Raw genomic sequence first — 22,025 nt, 5'->3', positions numbered from 1 at the left:
TGAACGGCGTTCAGGTTAGACTGGAGGGGTAGGACCGTCAAACGGGAGGAACCGGGTGCGCTACCACCGCGGCGACGTCATCGACCGCGCCCTCGCGGTCCTCGACGAGTACGGGCTCGAATCGCTGACCATGCGGCGGCTGGCCGTCGAACTCGGCGTGCAACCCAGCGCGCTCTACCACCACGTGCCGAACAAGCAGACGCTGCTGGCCGCGGTCGCCGACGAGATCGTGCGCCGCGGGCGGCGGCCGCACCGCGCCCGGCGGTGGGACGCCCGGGTCGTGGAGATCTGCACCGAACTGCGCGACGCGATGCTCGCCTACCGCGACGGCGCCGAAGTCGTCGCCACCGCGCACACCTTCGGCCTCGGCGAGGACGAACCGGCGGGCAGGTTGCGGACCGCGCTCGCCGACGGGGGCCTGCCCGCCGAGCTGGTCGACATCGCGACCCGCACCTTCCTGCACCTCGTCTTCGGCCACACCAACGAGGAGCAGACCGCGCTGCAGGCCGCCAGCGCGGGGGCCATCGACCGCGAGCCGGGCGGCCACGCCGACTTCGAGCAGAGCCTCGACCTCGTCCTCGACGGCCTCCGCGCCCGTGTTCGTTAGTGGTGCTCGGTTCGGGTAGCACTCGGGTGGCGGAACCTCAGCGGCTTCCTCGCTGCGGGATCGTTTTCGCAGGTGGCTCCGCCACATGCGAAAACGCTGTCCTCGCGAGGAAGCCGCTGAGAACCCGCGGGTGGTCGGCTTGCTCGGGTGGTCGGCGGCTCAGCGGCTTCGCCGCTGACGGGAAACCGACACGACCTGCCGGGCAGGGTCGAAGATCGGCGGTGATCGGACTCAGGAACGCAGGGCGTAGAAGTGGATCGGGGTGTTCGGGGCGAGGCCGATGCGGCGGTACACGGGAGCGCCCGCGGCGGTGGCGTGCAGGGTCGCGCGGGTGAGGCCGGTGGCCCGGCCGCCCTCGTGCAGCGCCTTGCGCGTCACGGCCTCGCCGAAGCCCTGCCGCCCCTGCGCCGGATCGGTGGCCACCATCAACACGAACAGCCTGCCCGCGCAGGGCACCGTCGCGGCCGCCGTCACCGGCACGCCGTCCCGCAGCCCGAGGTAGGCGTGCACGTCGGTGCGCCACAGCTCCGAACGCGCCAGCCCGTCCCGGCCGTCGGCGAGCGGGAAGCCGTAGGCGCGGGAGTTCAGGTCCGCGTAGGCCAGCAGCTGCTCCTCGGTGCGGACCCGGGTGAACTCCAGCAGCGGGTGCTCGGGGTCCGGGAGCGGCAGGACGTCGCCCGCCACGCCTTCGCCGGAGAACGCCAGGTCCAGCCCGGCGCGCTCGGCGGCCGCGGGCAGTCCGGCACGGGCCTCCGGGGTCAGGAGGCCCGCGAACAACCACAGGAAACCGGTGCCCCGCTTCTCCCGCATGATCGCCGCGGCCTGCGCCAGCCGCTCCGGGAGCAGGTCCGCGCCGAGTCCGTCCTCGGTCAAGGTGGTGCAGTTCCAGAACGCGAACCGCGACTCCGCCCAGCGCACCGCCACGCCCGGCAGGTCGCGCACGTCGGCGGCCGGATCGGCGTCGAGCACCAAGGGGCGCCAGCCGCCGGTCAGCTGGTGCAGGGATTCCACCGCTGCCGCGTCGATCGCCGTCATCGTCCGCGCCTCTCGTCCGGCCACGTTTGGTGATCTCATCGTAGCAATGCGTGAACATCCGAAAGGCGGTTTCGGCTGGGCCGTCTGGGCGTTCCGCAGGTCCGTCCCACGCGGCCGACCTGCGCGGCGGGGTGGCGTGGCAGGGTGATCGACGACGGGAATTCCTCGACTGCGGCGGGAGTGTCGGCATGGCGGAAGCGGTGCGGGAAGATCTGCGCGATGGCGAGCTCACCTGGCTGGACGCCACCGCGCAGGCCGAGCTGGTCCGCCGCGGGGAGGTGTCCCCGCGCGAACTCGTCGACGCCGCCGTGGACCGCATCGAGCGCGTCGACGGCGAGCTCAACTCGGTGATCACGCCGCTGTTCGAGAAGGCGCTGGCGCAGGCCGCCGACCCCGCCCTGCCCGCGGGGCCGTTCCGCGGGGTGCCGATGCTGCTCAAGGACGTCCTCTGCCACTCCGCGGGCGACCCGCTGCACGCCGGGCTGCGGGTGCTGCGCGACGCCGGCTGGGTCGAGCAGGAGGATTCGCACCTGGCGGCCCGGTTCCGCGCCGCCGGATTCGTGTTCTGCGGCAAGGCGAACGTGTCCGAGCTGGCCATGAGCATCACCACCGAACCGCTCGCGCACGGACCGACCCGCAACCCCTGGGACCCGGCGCGCTCCCCGGGCGGTTCCAGCGGTGGATCGGCCGCGGCCGTCGCCGCCGGACTCGTGCCCGTCGCGCACGCCAACGACATGGCCGGGTCCATCCGGATCCCGGCGAGCAGCTGCGGGCTCGTCGGGCTGAAGCCGACCAGGGCCCGCACCTCCCTCGGTCCCGGCCACGGCGAGCACTGGGGCCCGGTGACGCACGAGCACGTGCTCACCCGCTCGGTGCGGGACACCGCCGCGGTGCTCGACGCGATCGCCGGGATGGCGCCCGGCGACCCGTACACCGCGCCACCGCCCGCCCGGCCCTACCGGGACGAGGTCGGCGCCGATCCCGGGGTGCTGCGCATCGGCTTCCGCACCGAACGGCCCGGCGGCGGGCCGGTGCACCCGGACTGCGCGGCGGCCGTGGACGGGGCGGCCCGCTCGCTCGCCGAGCTCGGCCACCTCGTGGCGCCCACCGCGGCCGCCGCGCTGGACGACGCGGAACCGATGGCCGCGATGGCGACCGTGTTCGGCGCGACCGCCGCCTGGGAGCTGGAGCACTGGTCGCGGCGCCTCGGCAGGCGCATCGACCCCGCCGAGCTGGAACCGATGAACGCGCTGTTCGCCGAGCAGGGCGCCGCGGTCACCGCCGCGCAGTGGCTCGGTGCGATGGACACCGCGCAAGGCTGGTCGCGCAGCTTCGCCGCGCTGTGGGAGGACGAGCTCGACGTGCTGCTCCTGCCCACCCTGCCGGACCCGCCCCCGCCGCTCGGCCTGCTCGCGCCGAGCCAGGACCCGGAGGTGCTGCTCGCGGAGACCGCCGCGCGCATCGCGTTCACCGCGCCGTTCAACCTCACCGGGCAGCCGGCGATCTCGCTGCCGCTGCACCGCGCCGACGGGGTGCCGATCGGCGTGCAGCTGGTCGCCGGCTACGGGCGCGAGGACGTGCTGGTCCGGCTCGCCGCCCAGCTGGAGCGGGCCGTGCCGTGGTCCGGAGCGCGGCCGCAGATCTCCGCCTAGCCGTTCGTGATCGCCTTCCGCGTAGCGTGGTCGGTGGTACCGGAACCGGCGCGGTCGCGGTGTCCGCCCCGGAATGGGCCGCAGTCCCGAGCGACGAGAGGACCTCGATGACCACCACCGGCGATCGGACCTCCACCCACGACTCCGCACCGGCCACCGACGTGCTGATCCGGCGCCCGCTGCCGCCGGAGCTGCTGGCGCGCGGCAGCGACCCGTTCGCCCCGCCACCCGGCCTGGACGCGCTGCGCGCGCAGGGTCCCGTGGCGGGCGTGCGGCTGCGCAACGGCGCGCACCTGTGGATGGTCACCGGGTTCGCCGAATCGAAGGCGCTGCTCACCGACGAGCGGTTCAGCGCCGACACCCATCGCCACCCGAACGCCATGCAGCTCGACCTCGAGCAGGTGGTGCGCCACCAGGCCGCCGTCGCGGCGGGCACCGGCGGGTGCCCGGTCACCGACGTGCCGCCCACCGGTGGCCGGTTCATCTTCATGGACCCGCCCGAGCACACCCGGCTGCGCAGGCTGCTCGTCGGCCAGTTCACGGTGCGCCGGATGCGCGCGCTGGAGGCCCGGGTGCGGGAGATCGCCGTCGAGCACGTCGAGGCGATGCGGGCCGCGGGCGCCCCCGCCGACCTGGTGACCGACTTCGCGCTGCCGCTGCCGTCGCTGGTGATCTGCGAACTGCTCGGCGTCGCCCCCGACGACCGCGACGACTTCCAGGACCGGACCGCCGTGCTGGTGAACCTGGACGCGGACGAGGAGACCCGGCTGCGGGCCTACGCCGAGCAGGACGAGTTCATGCGCGGGCTCGTCGCCGACAAGCGGGCGCACCCCGCCGACGACCTGATCTCCGGTCTGGTGCACGGCGACGCGGATCCGGCGCTGAGCGACCGGGAACTGGTCGACATCTCCTCGATGCTGCTCGGGGCGGGGCACGAGACCACCGCGAACATGCTCGCCCTCGGCACCTTCGCGCTGCTGGAGCACCCCGACCAGCTCGCGGCGCTGCGCGCGGAACCGGAGTTGATCGACACCGCGGTGGAGGAGCTGCTGCGCTACCTGTCGGTGGTGCACACCGGCCCGGTGCGGGTCGCGGTGCAGGACGTGGAGCTCGGCGGGGTCACCGTGCGCGCCGGGGACACCGTGATGGTGTCGCTGCCGGAGGTGGACCGGGATCCCGGCCGCTGGCCCGAACCGGACCGGCTGGACCTGCGGCGCACCCGCAACCACCACCTGGCGTTCGGGCACGGCGTGCACCAGTGCCTGGGACAGCAGCTGGCGCGGGTGGAACTGCGCATCGGGCTGGCGGAACTGCTGGCGCGGCTGCCCGGGCTGCGGCTGGCGGTCCCGCCCGCGGAGGTGGGCCTGCGCACCGAGATGGTGATCTACGGCGTGCACTCGCTGCCGGTGGCCTGGGACTGACGGGCGGGCGTCCCCGCCGCGGTGCGGTGCCGGGTCAGCCCGCGGTGGTCTCGCGGGCGGGTTCGGCGGCCGTCGTGGGCGCGGTGGCCGAGCGCTGCGGGACCGGTTCCGGCCCGATCGGTTCCTGGGCGGCCGGAACCTGGGCGGCCGCGTCCTCGTCCTCCCGCAGGCCCCGCGTCTCGGCCTTGAGCACTCGCGCGGACCGGCCGAGCGAGCGGGCCACCTCGGGCAGCTTGTTCGACCCGAACAGCAGCACCAGCACGCCCAGGACGAGCACCAGCTGCCATCCACCCGGCATCGTCATGACCTCGAACCTCCGTCTCGGTGTCCTCTGATTCCGGGTGCCACGGTGGCACACGGCCCGGACGGGCCGTCCGGTGCACCGAGTTCGGGCGGAATGCGGTGGTCCTCGCCGTCCCCACCGGACGGGGGAGCGAGGGGGCCGCGTGGTCGGCGACGGTGGTTCGAGGTCCGGCGACGAGCCGGGCGAGGCCAGGACTTCCGCTTGGCCGAGCCCGGTACCCGGTGGACGAACCACGGCAGTCCGAACGCCACCGACGACCCGCAGGCCGAGCTCGCCGCACCGGTCGAGGTGTCCGACGTGCGGATCTCGTGCTACGACGACGGCCGAGAGGTGCGCACCACCGGCTGATCCGGGGTGAGCGGCCCGTTCGACCGGGGCCGTTCGTCCGGGCGGTCAGACCACGGGTTCGGGGGAGCCGGTGAGGGCGTGCAGCACGTCCACGGGCGCGGGACGGGTGCTGAGCTCCGCCGCGACGGCCGCGGCCCGCTGCGCGTACGACGGATCGGACATCACCTGCTCGATCGCCGCGGCGATCCCGGCGGGGGAGTCGACGACGACCGCGACCCCGGCGGCCGCCGCGCGCGCCGCGTTGGTCGGCTGGTCCGCGCCCTGCGGGCACAGCACCAGCGGAATCCCGCGGCTCAGCGCGCCGAGCACGGTGCCGGAACCACCGGCGCCCACCACCACGCCCACCCCGTCGAGCAGGTCGTCCAGCGGTGCGAACGGCACGTAGTGGATCTCGGCGAGTCGCGCACCTCGTCGGCGCGCGCCGCGTTCGGCCCCGCGCCGTGGGCCATGCCCAGCGTGACCCGCAGGTTCAGCGGCCTGCTCGACACGGCCGCGACGAACTCGTCCAGCACCTGCGGGTCGGAGAAGACGGTGCCCAGCGTGACCAGCGCGGTCAGCCGGTCCGCGGTCGCGAATCCGCGTTGCGGCGCCTCCCGGCCCTCGGGGCGGCGGTGCGCCCGGCCGCGCATCGGCAGCGGCGGCACCGCGCTGGACCAGCCCGGCTCCTGCAACTCCTCCGGCCACGGGTCCAGGTAGGTGGTGGGCGGTTCGGGGACGATCCCGGCCTCGCGGTGGTAGCGGGCCGCCGAAGTCCCGATCAGCTCGGCGAGCTCCGGCGGCACCGCCGGGCCGATTCCCGCCTGGTGCCAAGGGATTCCGAGTGCGGCCGCGACGAGCGGGCCGGTGGTGTCGTAGTACTCGGCGATCACCAGGTCCGGTGCCCAGTCCCGCGCGCGCTCGACGGACTCGGCACCGCCGAGCTCCAAGCGGCAGGCGCCGAAGACCTCCCCGACGACCTCCGGCGCCGGGCGCATCACGTCGGTCCCGGTGCGGCGCGCGGCTTCGGCGGTGAACTCGATCGCCGTCGGACCGGCGGCGAGCAGCTGCACCCCGGCCGCCAGTTCGTCCTCGACCGCGAGCCGCATGTCGCCGCTGGTCAGCACCGCCGCCTGGTGCCCGTCGGCGAGCGCGGCCTCGATCAGCGGGGCGAGCGGCAGGAGGTGGCCGTAGGCGGGGACGGCGCAGAACAGCACGCGCACGGGGCGACTCCAAGAGCTGAGGGGGTGCGCGGTGTCGCGCACTCGACCGGCGGTGCCTCGGCGCCACCGGCTCCCACGGTAGGGATGATGCCGGAGCCGCCCGCCGGGCGGGACCGGAATTCCCCTTTCCGAGGGGAAAAACCTCGCCGGTCACCGCGACCGGGTGGGCACGCCCCAGCTGGCGAGCAGCCCCAGCGCCTCGCGGGAGGACGAGCCGGGTTCGGCGGTGTAGACGAACAGCGTGGTGTCCGGATCGCCGGGCAGCGCGAAGGTCTCGTACTCGACGGTGAGCTCGCCGACCACCGGGTGCCGCAACCGCTTCGACCCGTGGGTGCGCTGGTGCACCCGGTGCTCGTCCCACCACCGGCCGAACTCCCGGCTGCCCGCGCGCAGTTCCGCGACCAGCGCCACCGCCGCCCGGTCCTCGGGGTCCGCGCCGACGTCGAGGCGGAGGCTCTCCACGGTCGTCCGCGCGTGCACCTCCCAGTCCGCGAACAGCTCCCGGGCGCCGTCGTCGAGGAACATCCAGCGCGCGTAGTTGCGCCGGGCCGCGGGCATCCGCTCGAAGTCGGTGAACAGCGCCCGCGCCATCCGGTTGCTCGCCAGCACGTCGGTGCGCCTGCCGAGCACCAGCGCCGGTTCGCCGTCCAGCGAGTCGAGCAGCTGGTGGACGCCGGGCCGGAGCCGCTGCACCGAGTTCGGCCTGCGGCGCGGGCTCGCGGTCCGGCCGACGAGGGTCGCCAGGTGCGCGCGGCCCGCGGCGTCCAGGTCCAGCGCCCGGCCGATCGCCGCGACCACGGCGGGGGAGGGCGTGATCCGCCGTCCCTGTTCCAGCCGCGCGTAGTAGTCGGTGGACACCCCGGCGAGCAGCGCGACCTCTTCGCGCCGCAGCCCGGGAACGCGCCGCACCCGCCCGTCGGCGGGCAGTCCGGCGCGGGCCGGATCACCGAGCCCGCGGGCGCGGCGCAGGAAGTCGGCGAGTTCGCGGTTGTGCTGGGCCATGCCCGCGATTCTCCCGCCGTCCGGGCGCCCGCGGGGGCGTGCGGGTGGACCGCCGAGTCCCAGGTTCGCGGGTCCGCGCACCGGCAGGGCGCGCGATGCGCCGGTTCCGGCGCGCCCCGGCGACCAGGCTGGTGGTCGAACCGGGGAGGAACCCCCGGCCGTCGAAGGAGAGAGGCGCCCGATGCGCAAGGTCCTGATCGTCATGTCCGCCGCCGACACCTGGGTCCGCACCGACGGGTCGGCCTACCCGACGGGCTACTGGGCGGAGGAGGTCGCCGCGCCGCACGCGGTGTTCGCCGCCGCCGGGTTCGCGGTGGACTTCGCCTCGCCGGGTGGGGTGCGGCAGCCGCTGGACCGGCACAGCGCCGACCCGGAGATCGCCGGGCCGGACTGCGCCCGCCACGTGGCGCACGTGGCGACGGCGCTGGACGAGTTCGGCCCGCTGCTGCCGCTGGCGGAGGTGGTGCTCGACGACTACGCGGCGATCGTGCTGCCCGGCGGGCACGGGCCGGTGGTCGACCTGCACGAGGACCCCGACCTCGGCCGGCTGCTTGTGGCGGCGGACCGCGCCGGCGTCGCCATCGCCGCGGTCTGCCACGGCCCGGCCGCGCTGCTCAGCGCCGTGGACGAGGCGGGGGACTGGCGGTTCGCGCGGCGGCGGATGGCCGCGTTCACCGATGAGGAGGAGCGGCTGTTCGGCACCGCGGACGGCGCGCCGTGGCTGCTGGCGAGCCGGTTGCGGGAGCGGGGCGCGGTGCACGAGAGCGGGCCCGCCTACCAGCCGTTCACCGTGCGGGACGGGAACCTGTTCACCGGTCAGAACCCGGCGTCGAGCGGCCCGATGGCCGAGCAGGTCCTCGCCGCGCTGTGAACTGGATCCGGGGGCCGGCGCAGGCGGTTCCGCCGTCCGCGCCGGTCGCCGCCCCGTCGGACCAGCGCCCTGGTGATCACACCCGATCGGCCCAGCAGGAAGAGGTTGAACAATGCACAAGGTCATCACTTCGGCCGAATCTTGATCTACCGCTGGCCGCAATGGGGTGACCGCACGGCGTTGAGCGGCGGAATGAGCTGCCTTCTGGTTACCGAACGTGCTGGAGTGGACGTCCGATCGGGGAGTTGTTCATTCGGAAGAGGGCACTAGAGCTGGAGGCAAGGCTCATGGCAACCGACATCGTGCACGACGGCATCCGGCATTGCGGGAAGGTCTCGCCCTGGGACAGCTTGGCCACCTCGCTGTGCGGCAAGGCGTTCCTGGACAAGACCTACGCCGAGACCATGTTCAGCGGCATGCCGACCTGCCCGGACTGCGTGGCCGCCAAGCGCAGCGGCAAGAAGCGCTGAACCCGGAGCCCCGGAACACCCCGGCCGCGCCACGAACGGTGCCCCCCCCGCGCGCGTTCCACCGAGCGGAAACCTGCCCGGGTTCTGTTCGTGCACAGACCTCCAACAGATACAGTGCTGATATGTCAAGGCTCAAGATGTGCGGGATCGACCGCCCCTCGGTGGAGCCGAGGCCGCGATGAACCCGACGACCACCGATGAACCCGTCTACGCGTCGTTGGCCGACAAGGCGTACGCGGAGATCAGCGACCGGCTCATCATGCTCGACATCCCGCCGATGACCGCGATCGACGACGTGGCGCTGGCGAAATCGCTCGACGTCGGCCGGACACCGGTCCGCGAGGCGCTGAAGCGGCTGGAGATCGACCGGCTCGTGGTGTCCTACCCGCGCCGGGGGACCTTCGCGACCGCGGTGGACATCACCGACCTCGCCTACATCTCCGAGCTGCGAGTGCAGCTGGAACCGCTGGCGGCCCGCCGCGCCGCCGAATCCGCGAGCGCCGCCGTGCTGGCCGAGCTGGTCGAGATGGCCGACGAGCTCGACGAGGTCGACGTGCGCTCGCTGACCAGGGACGAGCTGATGCGCTGGGACCTGCACGTCCACCGCGCGATCTACCGCGCCGCCGGGAACCCGCACCTGGAGGACACCCTGGTGCGCTACGACAACCTCGCCACCCGCATCTTCTGCCTGTTCCTGGAACGCATGTCGCACTTCGACAGCCACGTCGGCGAGCACTCCGGGCTGCTGCGCGCGATCGGCGCGCGGTCCGCCGACGAAGCCGAGCAGCTGGCCTGCGACCACGTGCTCGGTTTCGAGGAGGCCATCCGCGCGGTGGTGTGATCGCCGGGCGGAGCGAGGAGCGGGGCACCTCGCTCCCTCCGGGACGTGGTCACGGCCGCGGCCGGACCCGGTGCGCGTTCACAACCTGGCGGCGAGCCGCCGCCGCCAGCGCCCGAACGACTTGGCCCGGTCGACCGAGAGCACCCCGACCGGTTCGTCCGCGGAATCCAGGTACAGCGCCAGGAACTCGCCGGAGTCCACGTCGCCCTCCTCGATCCGGACGGTGCAGCCGGGGGTGCGGTGCCCGGCGAACTGGATCTTGCTGCCGTACTGGTCGGACCAGAAGTACGGGACGGCGTGGTGCGCCGGGGCGGAGTGCTCGGTGCCGAGCAGCGCGGCGGCCGCGGCGGCCGGGTGCTGCGCGGCGTTCGTCCAGTGCTCCAGCCGCAGTGGTTCCGCGGTGTAGTCCCGGTGGGCGTTGGCGCAGTCGCCGACCGCCACCACCTCCGGCACCTCGGTCCGCCCCGCCGCGTCGGTGCGCACGCCGTCCCGCAGCGGGATCCCGGACTCTTCCAGCCATTCCACGTTCGGCTGCGCCCCGATGCCGACCACGACCACGTCGGCGGGCAGTTCGCGGCCGTCGGCGAGCCGGACGGCGGTCACCCGGGGCTCGCCGACCAGTTCGGCGACGCCGGTGCCGACGTGGATCCGCACCCCGTTGCGGGCGTGCATCCGGCCGCACACCTCGCCCATCTCGGGGCCGAGCGCCCGCTGCAGCGGGACGGCGGCGGCCTCGACGACGTCCACTTCGACGCCGAGCCCGACCGCGGTGGAGGCGATCTCGGCGCCGATGAAGCCGGCGCCGATGACGACCAGGCGTGCTCCCGGCACGAGTTCCTCCCGCAGGGCGCGGGCGTCGTCGAGGGTGCGCAACGTCCGGACGCCCTCCGGCACCTGTCCTGGTAGCGCGCGGGCGCGGGCACCGGTGGCGAGCACGACGGCGTCGGAGGTGATCCGCTCGCCGTCCGCCAGCAGCACGGCCCGGTCCCGGAGGTCGAGGCCGGTGGCCGCGCGGCCCAGCCGCCAGTCCACTTCCAGCGCGGAGTCGTCCGGTTCGGTCAGGGCGATGTCGTCCTCGGAGGCGGTCCCCGCGAGGAACTCCTTGGACAGCGGGGGCCGGTCGTACGGGGCGTGCTCCTCGTCGCCGACGACGACGATGCGCCCGTCGAAGCCGTGCTCGCGCAGCGCGCGGACCGCGGTGAGACCGGCGAGCGAGGCTCCGACGACGGTGATCTCGCGCAATCAACTCACCTCTTCCACGACCGCACCGGCGACGGCGTCGACGTCGCTGCTCTCGAGCACGTAGACGATCCCGTCGTCGACGGTGACCCGGTGGGTGCGCACGGGTTTCTTGGCGGGTGGGCCGCTGGGGCGGCCGGTGCGCAGGTCGAAGCAGGCCGCGTGCAGCGGACATTCGACCGCGCAGCCTTCGAGCCAACCGTCGGAGAGCGAAGCGTCCTGGTGCGTGCAGGTGTCGTCGATGGCGAACAGCTCGCCGTCCACGTTGAACACAGCGATCGCCACCTCGCCCTGCACCCGGGCCGACTCGCCGGGAGGGATGTCGGACAGCGCGCCCACTGGAATCATTCTGGCCTCCTGTTGCAGATGGCGGAACCCGTACTGCAATGCGCAACCGATAGAATGAGGCTCGTCACCTTGGTCGTCAACGATGAAATTCGCCGTCCCCGCCGAGCGGGCGAATCGGCGCCCACGGAGGCCTGAGAGTTGCCGCGGGTGTAACGCGCGGAAACCCGCCGGTAGCGAAAACCCCTGTTGCTGTGGGAAGTTCGCGGCGCGCCGTCGCCGGAGAGTGCCCGCCGGCCGGTGCCCGCGAGGGGTTCCTCGGCGGGCTCCAAGAAGGGCCGCGAGGGCACCGGAACGGCGTGTTGACCCGGTCCTGACCACCACTTATCGTGCAACAGATATATCAACCACGGACCTGGCGTCGAAGGGGACGGGGCGGCCGGGAACGGCGCGGCAGCGCGCATCGGGGGAGACCTCATGATCGACCGCTCGAAGCGGCCCAGGCGGGCCTTCCGCCGGCCGGTCGTGGAGGAGGAGCGCACCGTCCGGCGCGCCGTCGCCGCGGCGGCGATCGGCAACGTCGCGGAGTGGTACGACTTCGGGATCTACTCCTACCTCGCGGCCGTCGTGCTCGGCCGGGTGTTCTTCCCGGACGGCGGCCAGTGGGCCACCGCCTACACCCTCGGCGCGTTCGCGGCCGCGTTCCTGATGCGCCCGCTCGGCGGATTCGTGTTCGGCAGGCTCGGCGACAAGATCGGGCGCACCAAGGTCCTCTCCGCCACCGTCGTGCTCATGGCCGTGTCCACCGTGCTGCTCGGGCTGATCCCGAGCTACGGGGCGATCGGCGTCGCCGCGCCGCTGCTGGTGCTGTTCGTGCGGATGCTGCAGGGCTTCTCCGCCGGTGGCGAGTACACCGGCGCGCTCACCCTCATCGCCGAGTACTCGCCGGACCGCAGGCGCGGCTTCTTCGGCAGCTGGCTGGAGTTCGGCACCCTCACCGGCTACACGTTCGGCGCCGGGGTGTGCTGGACGGTGATCGCCGTGCTGCCCGAGCAGGATCTGCTCTCCTGGGGCTGGCGGGTGCCGTTCATGCTCGCGCTGCCGCTGGGCATCACCGGCATCTACCTGCGGCTGCGGCTGGAGGACACCCCGGCGTTCCGGCAGCTGATGGAACGCTCACCAGCGCTGGCCACGATGTCCTCCCGACGCGCGCTGCAGATCGTGGTGACCCGGTACCGGGCGGCCGCGCTCGTCGCCGTCGGCATCGTGGTGGCCTGGAACGTCACGAACTACGTGCTGACGAACTACGTCCCGACCTACCTCACCGGCACGCTGCCGCGCTACGGGCTCGGCGGCAGCAGCCCCGAGGTCGCCACCGCGCTCCAGGTCGTCGTCATGGTGCTGATGCTGTGCGTGATCGTCTCGGTGGGGCGGCTCAGCGATCGCGTCGGGCGGAAACCCGTGCTCATGACGGGGAGCGTCGGGCTGGTCCTGCTGGGACTGCCCGCGGTCTGGCTGCTGCGCGGAGGACTGGTGGGGCAGGTCGCCGGGCTGCTCATCATCGGGCTGGCGCTGGTGTGCTTCGCGGCCGTCTCGCCGTCCACGCTGCCCGCGCTGTTCCCCACCATGATCCGGTACAGCAGCCTGGCGGTGCTGTTCAACCTCGCCGTGTCGCTGTTCGCCGGCACCGCGCCGACGATCATCGAAGCGCTGGCCACCGCGACCGGGAACCTCGACTGGCCGGGCTACTTCCTGGTCGGGGCGGGGATCGTCGGCGTCGTCAGCACGCGGTTCCTCAGCGAGCAGGCCGGTCGGCCGCTGGACGGGGCGGCGCCGCTGACCTCCAGCTCCGAGCTCCCGCCGCCGCCGCTGTCCGCCGACGGCGTGCCGCTGGAGAACCCGCGGCAGTAGGCGATCCGCGCTGACCGGTGCTGCGCTGCCCGGCGCGGCGTTGCCCGGCTCTGCGTTGCCCGGTCCCGTGCTGCCTGGCCCGGCGCTGTCCGGTCCAGTGCCGCCCGGCTCCGCGTTGCGCCGCCCGGCCCTGCGCTGCGCCGTTTCGGGGTCTGCGCCGCGTCGTCCGCGCGGCCCTGGTGCGTCCTGTCCGGCTCCGCGCCGCGGGCTCCCGTTCCGCCCGCAGCCGCACCCGGTGCAGTACGCGTCCGCACCGGCGGAAACCGTTGCCGCGCCCGGAGAATCAAGCGGCCGCGGCTCGGGCGGGACCGTTCCCGGGCCGGGAGAACGGCGCTCAGCCGACCCGCTCGCGCACCCAGTCGTGGAACTCACCGATGTGGTGCTCGCTCGGCACCAGCACCCCGCCCTTGCGGTACGACCGCGAATCCATCGCCAGCTGGCAGCGCTCGCACGCGTCGAAGTCCTGCTGGTTCACCCGGTGGAACAGCTCCACCGACCGATCGATGTCCGCACCCGACTCCACCACCTCCGGCAGGTACAGCCAGTCGCAGCGCACGATGGTGCGCTCCGCCGACAGCGGGAACATCCGGTGGAACACCACGTGGTCGGGCACCAGGTTGATGAACACCTGCGGGCGCACCGTGATCGCGTAGTAGCGGCGGTCCTGGTCCTCCTGCACACCCGGAATCCGCTCCAGACCCGCCGAACCGTCCACCGTGAAGCCCTGCACCTCCTCGCCGAACTCGGCGCCGTGGCCCACGAAGTACTGCGCGGCGAGGCCGTCGGCGAACTCCGGCAGCACCTCGGTGAGCTCCGGGTGGATCGTCGCGCAGTGGTAGCACTCCATGAAGTTCTCGACGATCTGCTTCCAGTTCGCCTTCACGTCGTACTCGATGCGCCTGCCCAGCTTCAGGTCCGCCACCTGGTAGCCGACGATCGCCTCCGGCGACCCCAGGCGGTTCGTCACGTCCCCGATCACCGTCTCCTCGAACGACGGCGGGTCCTCGGCCAGGCACAGCCACGCGTACCCCAGCCACTCCCGCACGTGCACGGTGTGCAGGCCGTACTCGACGCGGTCGATGTCCTGCATCGCGTTCAGGTTCGGCGCGGCCACCAGCTTGCCGTCCAGGCCGTACGTCCACGCGTGGTACGGGCACTGGAAGGAGCGCCGCACCTCGCCCTTCTCCTCCGTGCACAGCCGGGCCCCGCGGTGCCGGCACACGTTCAGGTAGGCCTTGATCGCGCCGTCCCGGCCGCGGGTCACGACGACGCTCTCCCGGCCGATCTGCACCGTCTCGTACTGCCCGGGGCGGGCCAGGTCCGCGCTCAGCACCGCGCAGAACCACCCCGCTTCGAAGATCGCCTCCTGCTCGGTCCGGAAGATCGACGGGTCCGTGTAGTAGTAACCGGCCAGCGTCTCGCGCAGACTCTCGGGCAGCGCTTCGCCGGTGTCGGGAGTGGACAGCTCACCGGTGGTCATGGCAATGCTCCTCGCGGCAGAGGGGAAGGGGACACAACTCGCTACGGCATCGGAACCGGCGGGCGCAGGGGCCGCCCGCGGAACGTCGGAAACGCACCGCGCGGCGGATCCGCGCGGTGGCTGCTGAGTGGAAGTCGAGTCGTTGCACGAATGGCAACGGGGTGCGCATTGCGCTACAGATGGCAGCGCGTCGCGGCTGCGATGTCAAGAGCCGCGGCCGGAACCGATCACCGGAACACCACGGTGCTGTGCCCGTTCGGCAGCACCCGCCGCTCGCAGTGCCAGCGCACCGCCCGGGACAGCGCCAGCGCCTCCGCGTCCCGGCCCACCGCCTGCAGCGCCACCGGGTCGTGCGTGTGGTCGATCCGGATCACCTCCTGCTCGATGATCGGGCCCTCGTCCAGGTCCGGCGTCACGTAGTGGGCCGTCGCGCCCACCAGCTTCACCCCGCGCGAATACGCCTGGTGGTACGGCTTCGCGCCCTTGAAGCCGGGCAGGAACGAGTGGTGGATGTTGATCGCCCGGCCCTCCAGCGCCTTGCACGCTTCGTCCGAGAGCACCTGCATGTAGCGGGCCAGCACCACCAGTTCCACGTCGTACTCGTCCACCAGCTCCAGCAGCCGGGCCTCCGCTGCGGCTTTCGTCTCCGGCGTCACCGGCACGTGGACGAACGGCAGGCCCGCCGACTCCGCCATCGGCCGCAACGTCTCGTGGTTCGACACCACGGCCACGATGTCCGCGCTCAACCCGCCCGAGCGCCAGCGGAAGATCAGGTCGTTCAGGCAGTGGCCCAGCTTCGACACCATCACCAGCACCCGGGCGTCGCGGTCCGCGTCGAACGAGAAGTCCATCTCGAAGTCCGCGGCCACCGGCTCGAAGCTCCGCGACACCACCTCCAAGTCCACCTCGCGGTCCGCGGTCACCTGCGTGCGCAGGAACAACCGGCCCTTCACGCCGTCGTCGAACTGGCGGTGCTCGGCGATGTCGCAGCCCTGGCCCACCAGGTAGCTGCTGACCGCGTGGACGATGCCGCTGCGGTTGGGGCAGCTCAACGTCAGGGTGAACTTCCTGGTCATCGTTCCTCCTGTGCTCGCACGGCTCTGATCGCTGTCGGGGTCGTCAGCACTCGACGACGTTGAGGGCGAGGCCGCCGCGGGCGGTCTCCTTGTACTTGTCCTTCATGTCCGCCCCGGTCTCGCCCATCGTCTTGATCGCCTTGTCCAGGGAGACGTGGTGCTCGCCGTCGCCGCGCAGCGCCATCCGGGCGGCGGTGATCGCCTTGATCGAGGCCACCGCGTTCCGCTCGATGCACGGGATCTGCACCAGGCCGCCCACCGGATCGCAGGTGAGGCCCAGGTTGTGCTCGATGCCGATCTCGGCGGCGTTCTCCACCTGCTCCGGGGTGCCGCCCAGCACCTCCGCCAAGCCGGCGGCGGCCATCGAGCACGCCGACCCGACCTCGCCCTGGCAGCCCACCTCGGCGCCCGAGATCGACGCGTTCTCCTTGAACAGCACGCCGATCGCGCCCGCCGTCAACAGGAACCGCACCACCGCGTCCTCGTCGAACCCGGCCAGGAACCGATGCGCGTAGTGCAGCACCGCCGGCACGATCCCGGCCGCGCCGTTCGTCGGCGCCGTCACCACCCGGCCGCCCGCCGCGTTCTCCTCGTTCACCGCCAGCGCGTAGAGCGTCACCCACTCCATCGCGTGCAGCGCGTCGCTCTCGTCGACCCCGGACTCCAGCCGCTCCCGCAGCTCCTTGGCCCGGCGCCGCACCCGCAGGCCGCCCGGCAGCACGCCACCGGTGCGCGCGCCGTTGTCCACGCACTCCCGCATCACCGACCAGATGTGCAGCAGGCCGTCCCGGGTCTCCTGCTCGGGCCGCCAGGACAGCTCGTTCGCCAGCATCACGTCGCTGATCCGCGAACCGGACTCCCGGGCCCGCGCCAGCAGCTCCGCGCCGGTGCGGAACGGGAAGCGCACCTCCGGCCCGCCCGCCACCAGCACCGGCCGGCCCGCCTCGTCCTCGTCCAGCACGAAACCGCCGCCGACCGAGAAGAACTCGCGGCGCAGCAGCGGTTCCCCGTGCGCGTCGAACGCGTCGAAGCGCATCCCGTTGGTGTGGAACTCCAGCCGCTTCCGCCGGTGCAGCACCACGTCCCGCTCCACCGAGAACGCGATCTTGCGCTCGCCGCCGAGGCTGATCCGGCCCTCCTCCCGCACCGCCCGCACGTCCGGTTCGGTGCGCACCGGGTCCACCAGGTGCGGCTGCTCGCCCAGCAGACCCAGCACCACCGCCGGGACGCTGCCGTGGCCGTGGCCCGTCGCGCCCAGCGAGCCGAACAGCTCGCAGCGCACCGCCGCCGTCCGGGGCAGCACCCCGGACTCGCGCAGCCGCGCCACGAACCGGAACGCGGCCAGCATCGGGCCGACGGTGTGCGAACTCGACGGCCCGATGCCCACTTTGAACAGGTCGAACACTGAGAGGGTCATGTGCGCTCCCCACCTGGAGGTTTCCGGAGGCGGCGCGGTCCGCACCGCGCCGCTGACCGCTGCCTAACCGCCGGACTCCGCGAGCGCGGCCCGCACGGTGTGCCGCAGCAGCAGCGCCGTCGTCACCGGCCCCACCCCGCCCGGCACCGGCGTCAACGCCGCGACCCGGCCGGACACCGCCGGGTCGACATCGCCGACCAACCCGCCGTCCGGCGTCGGATTGGTGCCCACGTCCACCACGACCGAACCCCGGTGCACGTGCTGCTCCGCGATCAGGCCCGGCCGACCGGCCGCCACCACCAGCACGTCCGCCGTCCGGGTGCGCGCGGCCAGGTCCGCGGTGTGGCGGTGGCAGATCATCACCGTCGCGTCCCGCCCCAGCAGCAGCTGCGCCACCGGTTTCCCGACCACGGTGGAGCGGCTCACCACCGCGCAGTCGCGCCCCGCGAGCGGCACGCCGTGGTGGTCCAGCACCGCGAGTACCGCGGCGGCCGTCGCGGGCGGGAACGCGGGCAGTCCGGCGGCGAGCCGGCCCGCCGACAGCGGGTTCGCCCCGTCCACGTCCTTGTCCGGTGCGATCGAGGAGGCCAGTTCCTCGAAGTCGGCGCCCGGCGGCAGCGGGGTCTGCAGGATGATGCCGTGCACCTCCGGTTCGCGGCTCAGCGCCGCGAGCTCCTCGCGGATGCGGTCCGCGGAGGCGTCGGCGCCGAGGTCCACGACCTCGCACTCCACGCCGGACTTCGCGGCCGCCTTCGCGATCGAGCGCACGTACCAGGCGCTCGACTCGTCGTCGGTGGCCACCACGACGGCCAGCCGGGCGGGCACGCCCGCGGCGGCGAGCTCGGCCGCGGCGGCGGCGACCTCGGCCCGGATGGCGCGGGCCGGGCCGGTGCCGTCCAGCACCGCGGTCTCCACCGGTGGGGTCGCGCCGGTCGTGGTCGGATCGGTTGCGGGCACGGCGGTTCCGGACCGGCCGGCCGCCGGCGAGCCGGTGTCGGGCACTGCGGGTGAAGTGGTCATCGCTGGATCTGCTCCCGTACCGCGGTGGTGGTCTCATCGGCTCGGTGGAGGACGTCGGCGGCCTCGGCGATCGCCGCCGCGAGCGCGTCCCGGGGGGGCGGGTCGGCGACGCCGGGCAGGTTCACCTCCGCGTTCACCCGCGAGGTGGAGGCCGCCGCGCGCGCCGCGTCCGCGGCCGCCGCGATGTCGGTGATCACGTTGCGGTTGCCGACGGGCCGCAACCGCTCGGCCAGGCCCACGACCCGGTCGGCGACCGCGATGACCTGGACGGGCACCCGGCTCGCCTCGGCCAGCGCCGCCGCGATCGCCCGGGACCGGGCGGACTTCGCCTCCGCGGTGTCCTTCGGCAGGCCGTAGGCGGCGCCGACCGCGCCGAACGCGGTGGCGTCCCGCTCCACCAGGTCCAGCGCCAGCCCGCGCAGCTCGTCGGCCTCCGCCAGCACCGCGCCGATCTCCGCTGCGTGCTCGGCGTACTTCGCACCGTCGCTGAACCGCGCCACCATGGCGACCAGGGCGGCGCCCTGCGCGGCGTGCAGCGCGGCGGTGGCGCCGCCGCCCGGTGCGGGATCGCGGGAGGCGAGGCCCTGCAGGAAGGTGTCGATCGAATCCGTGCGCATCAGCATCCTTCGTCGTAGTGCGGGAAACCCGTTCCAGGTGAACGGTCCGGCAGCCCATCCGCTCGGTCGCGCGGGCCGCTCACCTCGCGAGAGGTCCGGGGTCACCGGCGGATGCGGTGCATCTCCGGGTCGACGAGCGGTTCGGCGGCGACGGTGGCCCGCACCATCCGGTCGAAGTACTTGATCTCCACCGAGGTCCCGGGTTCCGCCGACGCGGGCAGCCACGCGTAGGCGATGGGGAAGCCGAGGGTGTGCGAGAACGCCGCGGAGGTGACGTACCCGGCGGGCGCCGAGTCGACGAACACCGGCTCCGAGCCGAGCACCACGCTGCGCCCGTCGTCGATCGTCAGGCAGGACAGCCGCCGCGACACCGAATTCTGGTCGCGGCCTTCCAACGCGTCCTTGCCGACGAAGTCGCCCTTGTTCCGGCGGACCGCGAACCCGACGCCCGCTTCGAACGGGTCGTGCTCGGTGGTCATGTCCGCGCCCCAGGCCCGGTAGCCCTTCTCCAGCCGCAGGCTGTTGAACGCGGCGCGCCCCGCGGGAACCACGCCGAGCTCGCGGCCCGCCTCGAACAGCACGTCCCACAGCCGCTGCCCGTACTCGGCGCTGGTGTAGATCTCCCAGCCGAGCTCGCCGACGTAGGACACCCGCATCGCCGTGACCGGGATGCCCGCGATGTGCGCCCGCTTGCAGCGGAAGAACTTCAAGCCATCGTGGGAGAAGTCGTCCCGGCTCAGCGGTTGCACCAGGTCCCGGGCCAGCGGCCCCCACACCCCGACGCAGCAGGTGCCGCCGGTGATGTCCCGGACCTGCACGCCGTGGTCGTCGGGCAGGTTCCGCCGCAGGTGGTCCAGGTCCAGATTCCCGTTCGCGCCGACCTGGAACAGCCGTTCGCCGAGCCGCGCGACGGTGAGGTCGCTGCGCACGCCGCCGGCGCGGTCCAGCAGCAGCGTGTAGGTGACCGAGCCGACGGACTTGTCCATCTTCCCGGTGGTGAGCCGGTCCAGGAATTCCAGCGAGCCGGGGCCGGAGATCTCCAGCCGCTTCAGCGGGGTCATGTCGTAGAGGGCGACGGCGGTGCGGGTCTTCCACGCTTCGACCGCGGCGACGGGGGAGTGGTACATCGCCGACCAGGCGTCCCGCGACGGCGGCTGCCACTCCATCGGCAGTTCCTTGACCAGCGGCGCGTTCGCCTCGTACCAGTGCGGGCGTTCCCAGCCGTGGGCTTCCAGGAAGAACGCGCCGAGTTCGCGCTGCCGCGCGTGGAACGGGCTGACCCGCAGGTCCCGCGGGGAGAACTTCGGCTGCAGCGGGTGCTTGACGTCGTAGATCTCCACGAAGTTGCGCTGCGAGGTCTCGTCCGCGTGCTGCGGGGTCACCTCGATCTCGTCGAAGCGGTGCACGTCGCAGCCGTGCAGCTCGATCTCGCTGCGCCCGTCCACCAGCAGCTGCGCGACGGCGCGGGCCACGCCGGAGGAGTGCGTCACCCACACCGCCTCGGCGATCCAGAACCCGGCCACGTCCGGGGATTCGCCGACCAGCGGCCCGCCGTCGGGGGTGAAGGAGAAGACGCCGTTGAACCCGGTCTCGACCTTCGCGGTGCGCAGCGCGGGCAGCAGCCGCTTGCTGTGCTCCCAGGACGCGGCGAAGTCCTCCTCGGTGAACGCCAGCATCGACGGCATCGCCGCTTCGCTGGGCGCGTCCTCGTCCTGCGGCAGCTCGTGCAGCCCGACCGGGATGGGGCGGTGCGCGTAGGTGCCGATGCCGAGCCGGTCGTCGTGCTCGCGGTAGTACAGGTCGTGGTCCTGGTGGCGCAGGATCGGCAGCCGCGCCTCGATCCGCGGGTCGTTGCGCCCGGCGAGTTCGGGCAGCTGGTCGGTCTGCGCGTACTGGTGCGCCAGCGGCAGCAGCGGCACCCGCATGCCGACCATGTCGCCGATGGCCTGGCCCCAGAACCCGGCGCAGGACACCACGAGGTCGGCGGGCACCTCGCCCTGGTCGGTCTCGACGCCGGTGACCTTGCCGCCGCTGGTGTTGATGCCGAGAACGCGGGTGGAGCCCTGGAAGCGGGCGCCGCGGGCTTCGGCGCGGCGGGCGAGGGCGATGACGGCGCGGGAGGCCTTGGCGAGCCCGTCGGTGGGGGTGTGCAACCCGCCGAGGACGCGGTCCCGGTCCAGCAGCGGGTGCAGCTTCGCGCATTCCTCCGGCCCGAGGACGGTGCCGGGCACCCCCCAGGAGGTCGCCCAGCCCTGCTTGCGGTGCAGGTCGGCGAGCCGTTCCGGCGTGGTGGCGATCTCCAGGCCGCCGACCTGGTTGAAGCACCACCCGCCGTCGACGTCCAGCGCGGCGAGCTTGTCCCTGGTGTAGGTGGCGAACTCGGTCATCGTCTTCGACCCGGTGGTCTGGAAGACGAGTCCCGGGGCGTGCGAGGTGGAACCGCCGGTGAGCGGCAGCGGTCCCTGGTCGAGGACGGTGACGCGGTCCCAGCCGCGTTCGGTGAGCTCGTCGGCGAGGTTGGTGCCGACGATCCCGGCTCCGATGATGACGACGCGTGGGGTGCTCATGCTGGTCTCCTAACGGGCGGCCTGCGGCGACCGCTGCGAGGACGGCAGGTGCGGACTGGTGCCACGGGGCAGGAGCTCGGGCTGGAGAAGGGGGAGTGGTGGGGTTCGGTGGTCGTCCGATGCGGACTTCCGCGGAGCACGGGGGGACGTGTCGGAACGGGCCGCCGCCTGCGGTGACCTGACCGAGCCGAACGCCGGATTCCGGATGTGTTCCTGGACCGACCGGAACAGCTGGGCGCAAGACTGATATATCAAGTGAACGGCAGAGTAAGCACTGGTGGGAGCAGCGGTCAAGGGCCGATTCGGCCCTCTTCTCCGCGGTGCACGCGGACGGCTGAACGGCCCGGCGCGCCGCCGCCCGGGCGCGTCGCGCCGTGGTGGCGGCGGCGGGGTGCGGCGGCGCGCGCCTCGGTGACTTCGGACCCTTGACCCGGAGAATTCCGCTGCTTACGCTCAGAAGCCTTCTGATATTTCAGTTGGATGGTAGTCGTCCGGCCGGTCGTTCACCCGCCGTCTCCCCAGTGCTCCCGTGCAGATTCCCGGTGTCGAAGGAGTCCCATGAACTCGTCCGGAAGTGCAGCTGCGTTCAACGACCGGCTTGCGGTGGTGGATCCGGAGGTGGCCGCTGCTGTGGGGGCGGAGCTGGGTCGTCAGCAGAACACG

At 73.1% G+C, this 22,025-nt stretch carries 21 protein-coding genes; 8 read left to right on the top strand and 13 right to left on the bottom strand.

Translation table 11 applies throughout. The features are described from left to right. Nucleotides 1-55: 55 nt before the first annotated feature. Complete coding sequence (locus LCD35_RS25465) at nucleotides 56-607, top strand: TetR/AcrR family transcriptional regulator C-terminal domain-containing protein (RefSeq protein ID WP_224962465.1); 552 nt, start codon at nucleotides 56-58, stop codon at nucleotides 605-607. 231 nt (nucleotides 608-838) lie between these two features. Here LCD35_RS25465 and LCD35_RS25460 read toward each other — a convergent pair whose 3' ends face one another. Further along, nucleotides 839-1,642 (bottom strand): GNAT family N-acetyltransferase, encoded by an 804-nt coding sequence (locus LCD35_RS25460; RefSeq protein WP_224968180.1) that lies wholly within the window; start codon nucleotides 1,640-1,642, stop codon nucleotides 839-841. A gap of 188 nt (nucleotides 1,643-1,830) precedes the next feature. On the opposite strand from LCD35_RS25460, the gene LCD35_RS25455 reads away from it, so the two are divergent. Both LCD35_RS25455 and LCD35_RS25450 read left to right on the top strand, forming a co-directional pair. Further along, a complete protein-coding gene (locus LCD35_RS25455; protein WP_224968182.1) occupies nucleotides 1,831-3,294 on the top strand; it encodes an amidase in 1,464 nt (487 codons plus the stop codon). A 107-nt stretch (nucleotides 3,295-3,401) separates the two neighbouring features. Further along, nucleotides 3,402-4,715, top strand: a complete 1,314-nt coding sequence (locus LCD35_RS25450) for a cytochrome P450 (protein ID WP_224968184.1) — start codon at nucleotides 3,402-3,404, stop codon at nucleotides 4,713-4,715. A gap of 34 nt (nucleotides 4,716-4,749) precedes the next feature. On the opposite strand, the gene tatA is transcribed toward LCD35_RS25450, so the two are convergent. Beyond that, nucleotides 4,750-5,019 carry a Sec-independent protein translocase subunit TatA gene (tatA, locus tag LCD35_RS25445; RefSeq protein WP_224968186.1) on the bottom strand — a complete coding sequence of 90 codons (270 nt, stop codon included), beginning with the start codon at nucleotides 5,017-5,019 and terminating at the stop codon, nucleotides 4,750-4,752. 201 nt (nucleotides 5,020-5,220) lie between these two features. On the opposite strand from tatA, the gene LCD35_RS25440 reads away from it, so the two are divergent. Continuing rightward, nucleotides 5,221-5,367: a hypothetical protein gene (locus tag LCD35_RS25440; RefSeq protein ID WP_224961241.1), complete on the top strand. Its 147-nt coding sequence runs from the start codon at nucleotides 5,221-5,223 to the stop codon at nucleotides 5,365-5,367. A 45-nt stretch (nucleotides 5,368-5,412) separates the two neighbouring features. Here the strand turns inward: LCD35_RS25440 and LCD35_RS25435 are convergent, their stop codons facing one another. From LCD35_RS25435 to LCD35_RS25425, 3 genes are all read right to left on the bottom strand, one after another. Then, complete coding sequence (locus tag LCD35_RS25435) at nucleotides 5,413-5,748, bottom strand: nucleotide disphospho-sugar-binding domain-containing protein (protein WP_308011313.1); 336 nt, start codon at nucleotides 5,746-5,748, stop codon at nucleotides 5,413-5,415. Then, a complete protein-coding gene (locus LCD35_RS25430) occupies nucleotides 5,661-6,566 on the bottom strand; it encodes a hypothetical protein (RefSeq protein WP_224968188.1) in 906 nt (301 codons plus the stop codon). Before LCD35_RS25430 ends, LCD35_RS25435 begins: the two co-directional genes overlap by 88 nt. 150 nt (nucleotides 6,567-6,716) lie before the next feature. Then, nucleotides 6,717-7,568, bottom strand: a complete 852-nt coding sequence (locus LCD35_RS25425) for a helix-turn-helix domain-containing protein (protein WP_224961245.1) — start codon at nucleotides 7,566-7,568, stop codon at nucleotides 6,717-6,719. A 181-nt stretch (nucleotides 7,569-7,749) separates the two neighbouring features. On the opposite strand from LCD35_RS25425, the gene LCD35_RS25420 reads away from it, so the two are divergent. From LCD35_RS25420 to LCD35_RS25410, 3 genes are all read left to right on the top strand, one after another. Then, nucleotides 7,750-8,439 carry a type 1 glutamine amidotransferase domain-containing protein gene (locus LCD35_RS25420; RefSeq protein ID WP_224961247.1) on the top strand — a complete coding sequence of 230 codons (690 nt, stop codon included), beginning with the start codon at nucleotides 7,750-7,752 and terminating at the stop codon, nucleotides 8,437-8,439. A gap of 287 nt (nucleotides 8,440-8,726) precedes the next feature. Next, nucleotides 8,727-8,909 carry a hypothetical protein gene (locus LCD35_RS25415; protein ID WP_224961249.1) on the top strand — a complete coding sequence of 61 codons (183 nt, stop codon included), beginning with the start codon at nucleotides 8,727-8,729 and terminating at the stop codon, nucleotides 8,907-8,909. 178 nt (nucleotides 8,910-9,087) lie between these two features. Further along, nucleotides 9,088-9,750: a GntR family transcriptional regulator gene (locus LCD35_RS25410; protein ID WP_224961251.1), complete on the top strand. Its 663-nt coding sequence runs from the start codon at nucleotides 9,088-9,090 to the stop codon at nucleotides 9,748-9,750. Nucleotides 9,751-9,828: 78 nt separating this feature from the next. Here LCD35_RS25410 and LCD35_RS25405 read toward each other — a convergent pair whose 3' ends face one another. Continuing rightward, nucleotides 9,829-10,992 (bottom strand): NAD(P)/FAD-dependent oxidoreductase, encoded by a 1,164-nt coding sequence (locus LCD35_RS25405; RefSeq protein ID WP_225045079.1) that lies wholly within the window; start codon nucleotides 10,990-10,992, stop codon nucleotides 9,829-9,831. Next, nucleotides 10,993-11,337, bottom strand: a complete 345-nt coding sequence (locus LCD35_RS25400) for a bifunctional 3-phenylpropionate/cinnamic acid dioxygenase ferredoxin subunit (RefSeq protein ID WP_224961255.1) — start codon at nucleotides 11,335-11,337, stop codon at nucleotides 10,993-10,995. It abuts the gene before it with no gap. Between the two features lie 414 nt (nucleotides 11,338-11,751). Here LCD35_RS25400 and LCD35_RS25395 point away from each other — a divergent pair, with 414 nt between their 5' ends. Further along, nucleotides 11,752-13,185: an MFS transporter gene (locus LCD35_RS25395; protein ID WP_225045078.1), complete on the top strand. Its 1,434-nt coding sequence runs from the start codon at nucleotides 11,752-11,754 to the stop codon at nucleotides 13,183-13,185. A gap of 334 nt (nucleotides 13,186-13,519) precedes the next feature. Here the strand turns inward: LCD35_RS25395 and LCD35_RS25390 are convergent, their stop codons facing one another. The 6 genes from LCD35_RS25390 to LCD35_RS25365 all read right to left on the bottom strand — a co-directional run bounded on the left by LCD35_RS25390 (nucleotide 13,520) and on the right by LCD35_RS25365 (nucleotide 21,362). Next, entirely contained in the window at nucleotides 13,520-14,665 is a 1,146-nt protein-coding gene (locus LCD35_RS25390; RefSeq protein WP_224961259.1) for an aromatic ring-hydroxylating dioxygenase subunit alpha, read from the bottom strand. 227 nt (nucleotides 14,666-14,892) lie between these two features. Further along, entirely contained in the window at nucleotides 14,893-15,741 is an 849-nt protein-coding gene (gene purU, locus LCD35_RS25385; RefSeq protein WP_224961261.1) for a formyltetrahydrofolate deformylase, read from the bottom strand. 43 nt (nucleotides 15,742-15,784) lie between these two features. Continuing rightward, nucleotides 15,785-17,158 (bottom strand): L-serine ammonia-lyase, encoded by a 1,374-nt coding sequence (locus tag LCD35_RS25380; RefSeq protein ID WP_224978209.1) that lies wholly within the window; start codon nucleotides 17,156-17,158, stop codon nucleotides 15,785-15,787. Between the two features lie 63 nt (nucleotides 17,159-17,221). Beyond that, entirely contained in the window at nucleotides 17,222-18,073 is an 852-nt protein-coding gene (locus LCD35_RS25375; RefSeq protein ID WP_224961271.1) for a bifunctional 5,10-methylenetetrahydrofolate dehydrogenase/5,10-methenyltetrahydrofolate cyclohydrolase, read from the bottom strand. A gap of 101 nt (nucleotides 18,074-18,174) precedes the next feature. After that, nucleotides 18,175-18,795, bottom strand: coding sequence for a cyclodeaminase/cyclohydrolase family protein (locus LCD35_RS25370; RefSeq protein WP_224961266.1), 621 nt, complete (start codon nucleotides 18,793-18,795; stop codon nucleotides 18,175-18,177). 101 nt (nucleotides 18,796-18,896) lie between these two features. After that, complete coding sequence (locus LCD35_RS25365) at nucleotides 18,897-21,362, bottom strand: FAD-dependent oxidoreductase (protein ID WP_224961268.1); 2,466 nt, start codon at nucleotides 21,360-21,362, stop codon at nucleotides 18,897-18,899. Between the last annotated feature and the right edge of the window lie 663 nt (nucleotides 21,363-22,025).

It is taken from the genome of Saccharopolyspora sp. 6V, assembly GCF_020176785.1.
Taxonomy (GTDB): Bacteria; Actinomycetota; Actinomycetes; order Mycobacteriales; family Pseudonocardiaceae; genus Saccharopolyspora_C; species Saccharopolyspora_C gregorii.
Note: the sequence above shows the minus strand (reverse complement) of the source record. Positions and strands in the feature narration are given on the sequence as shown.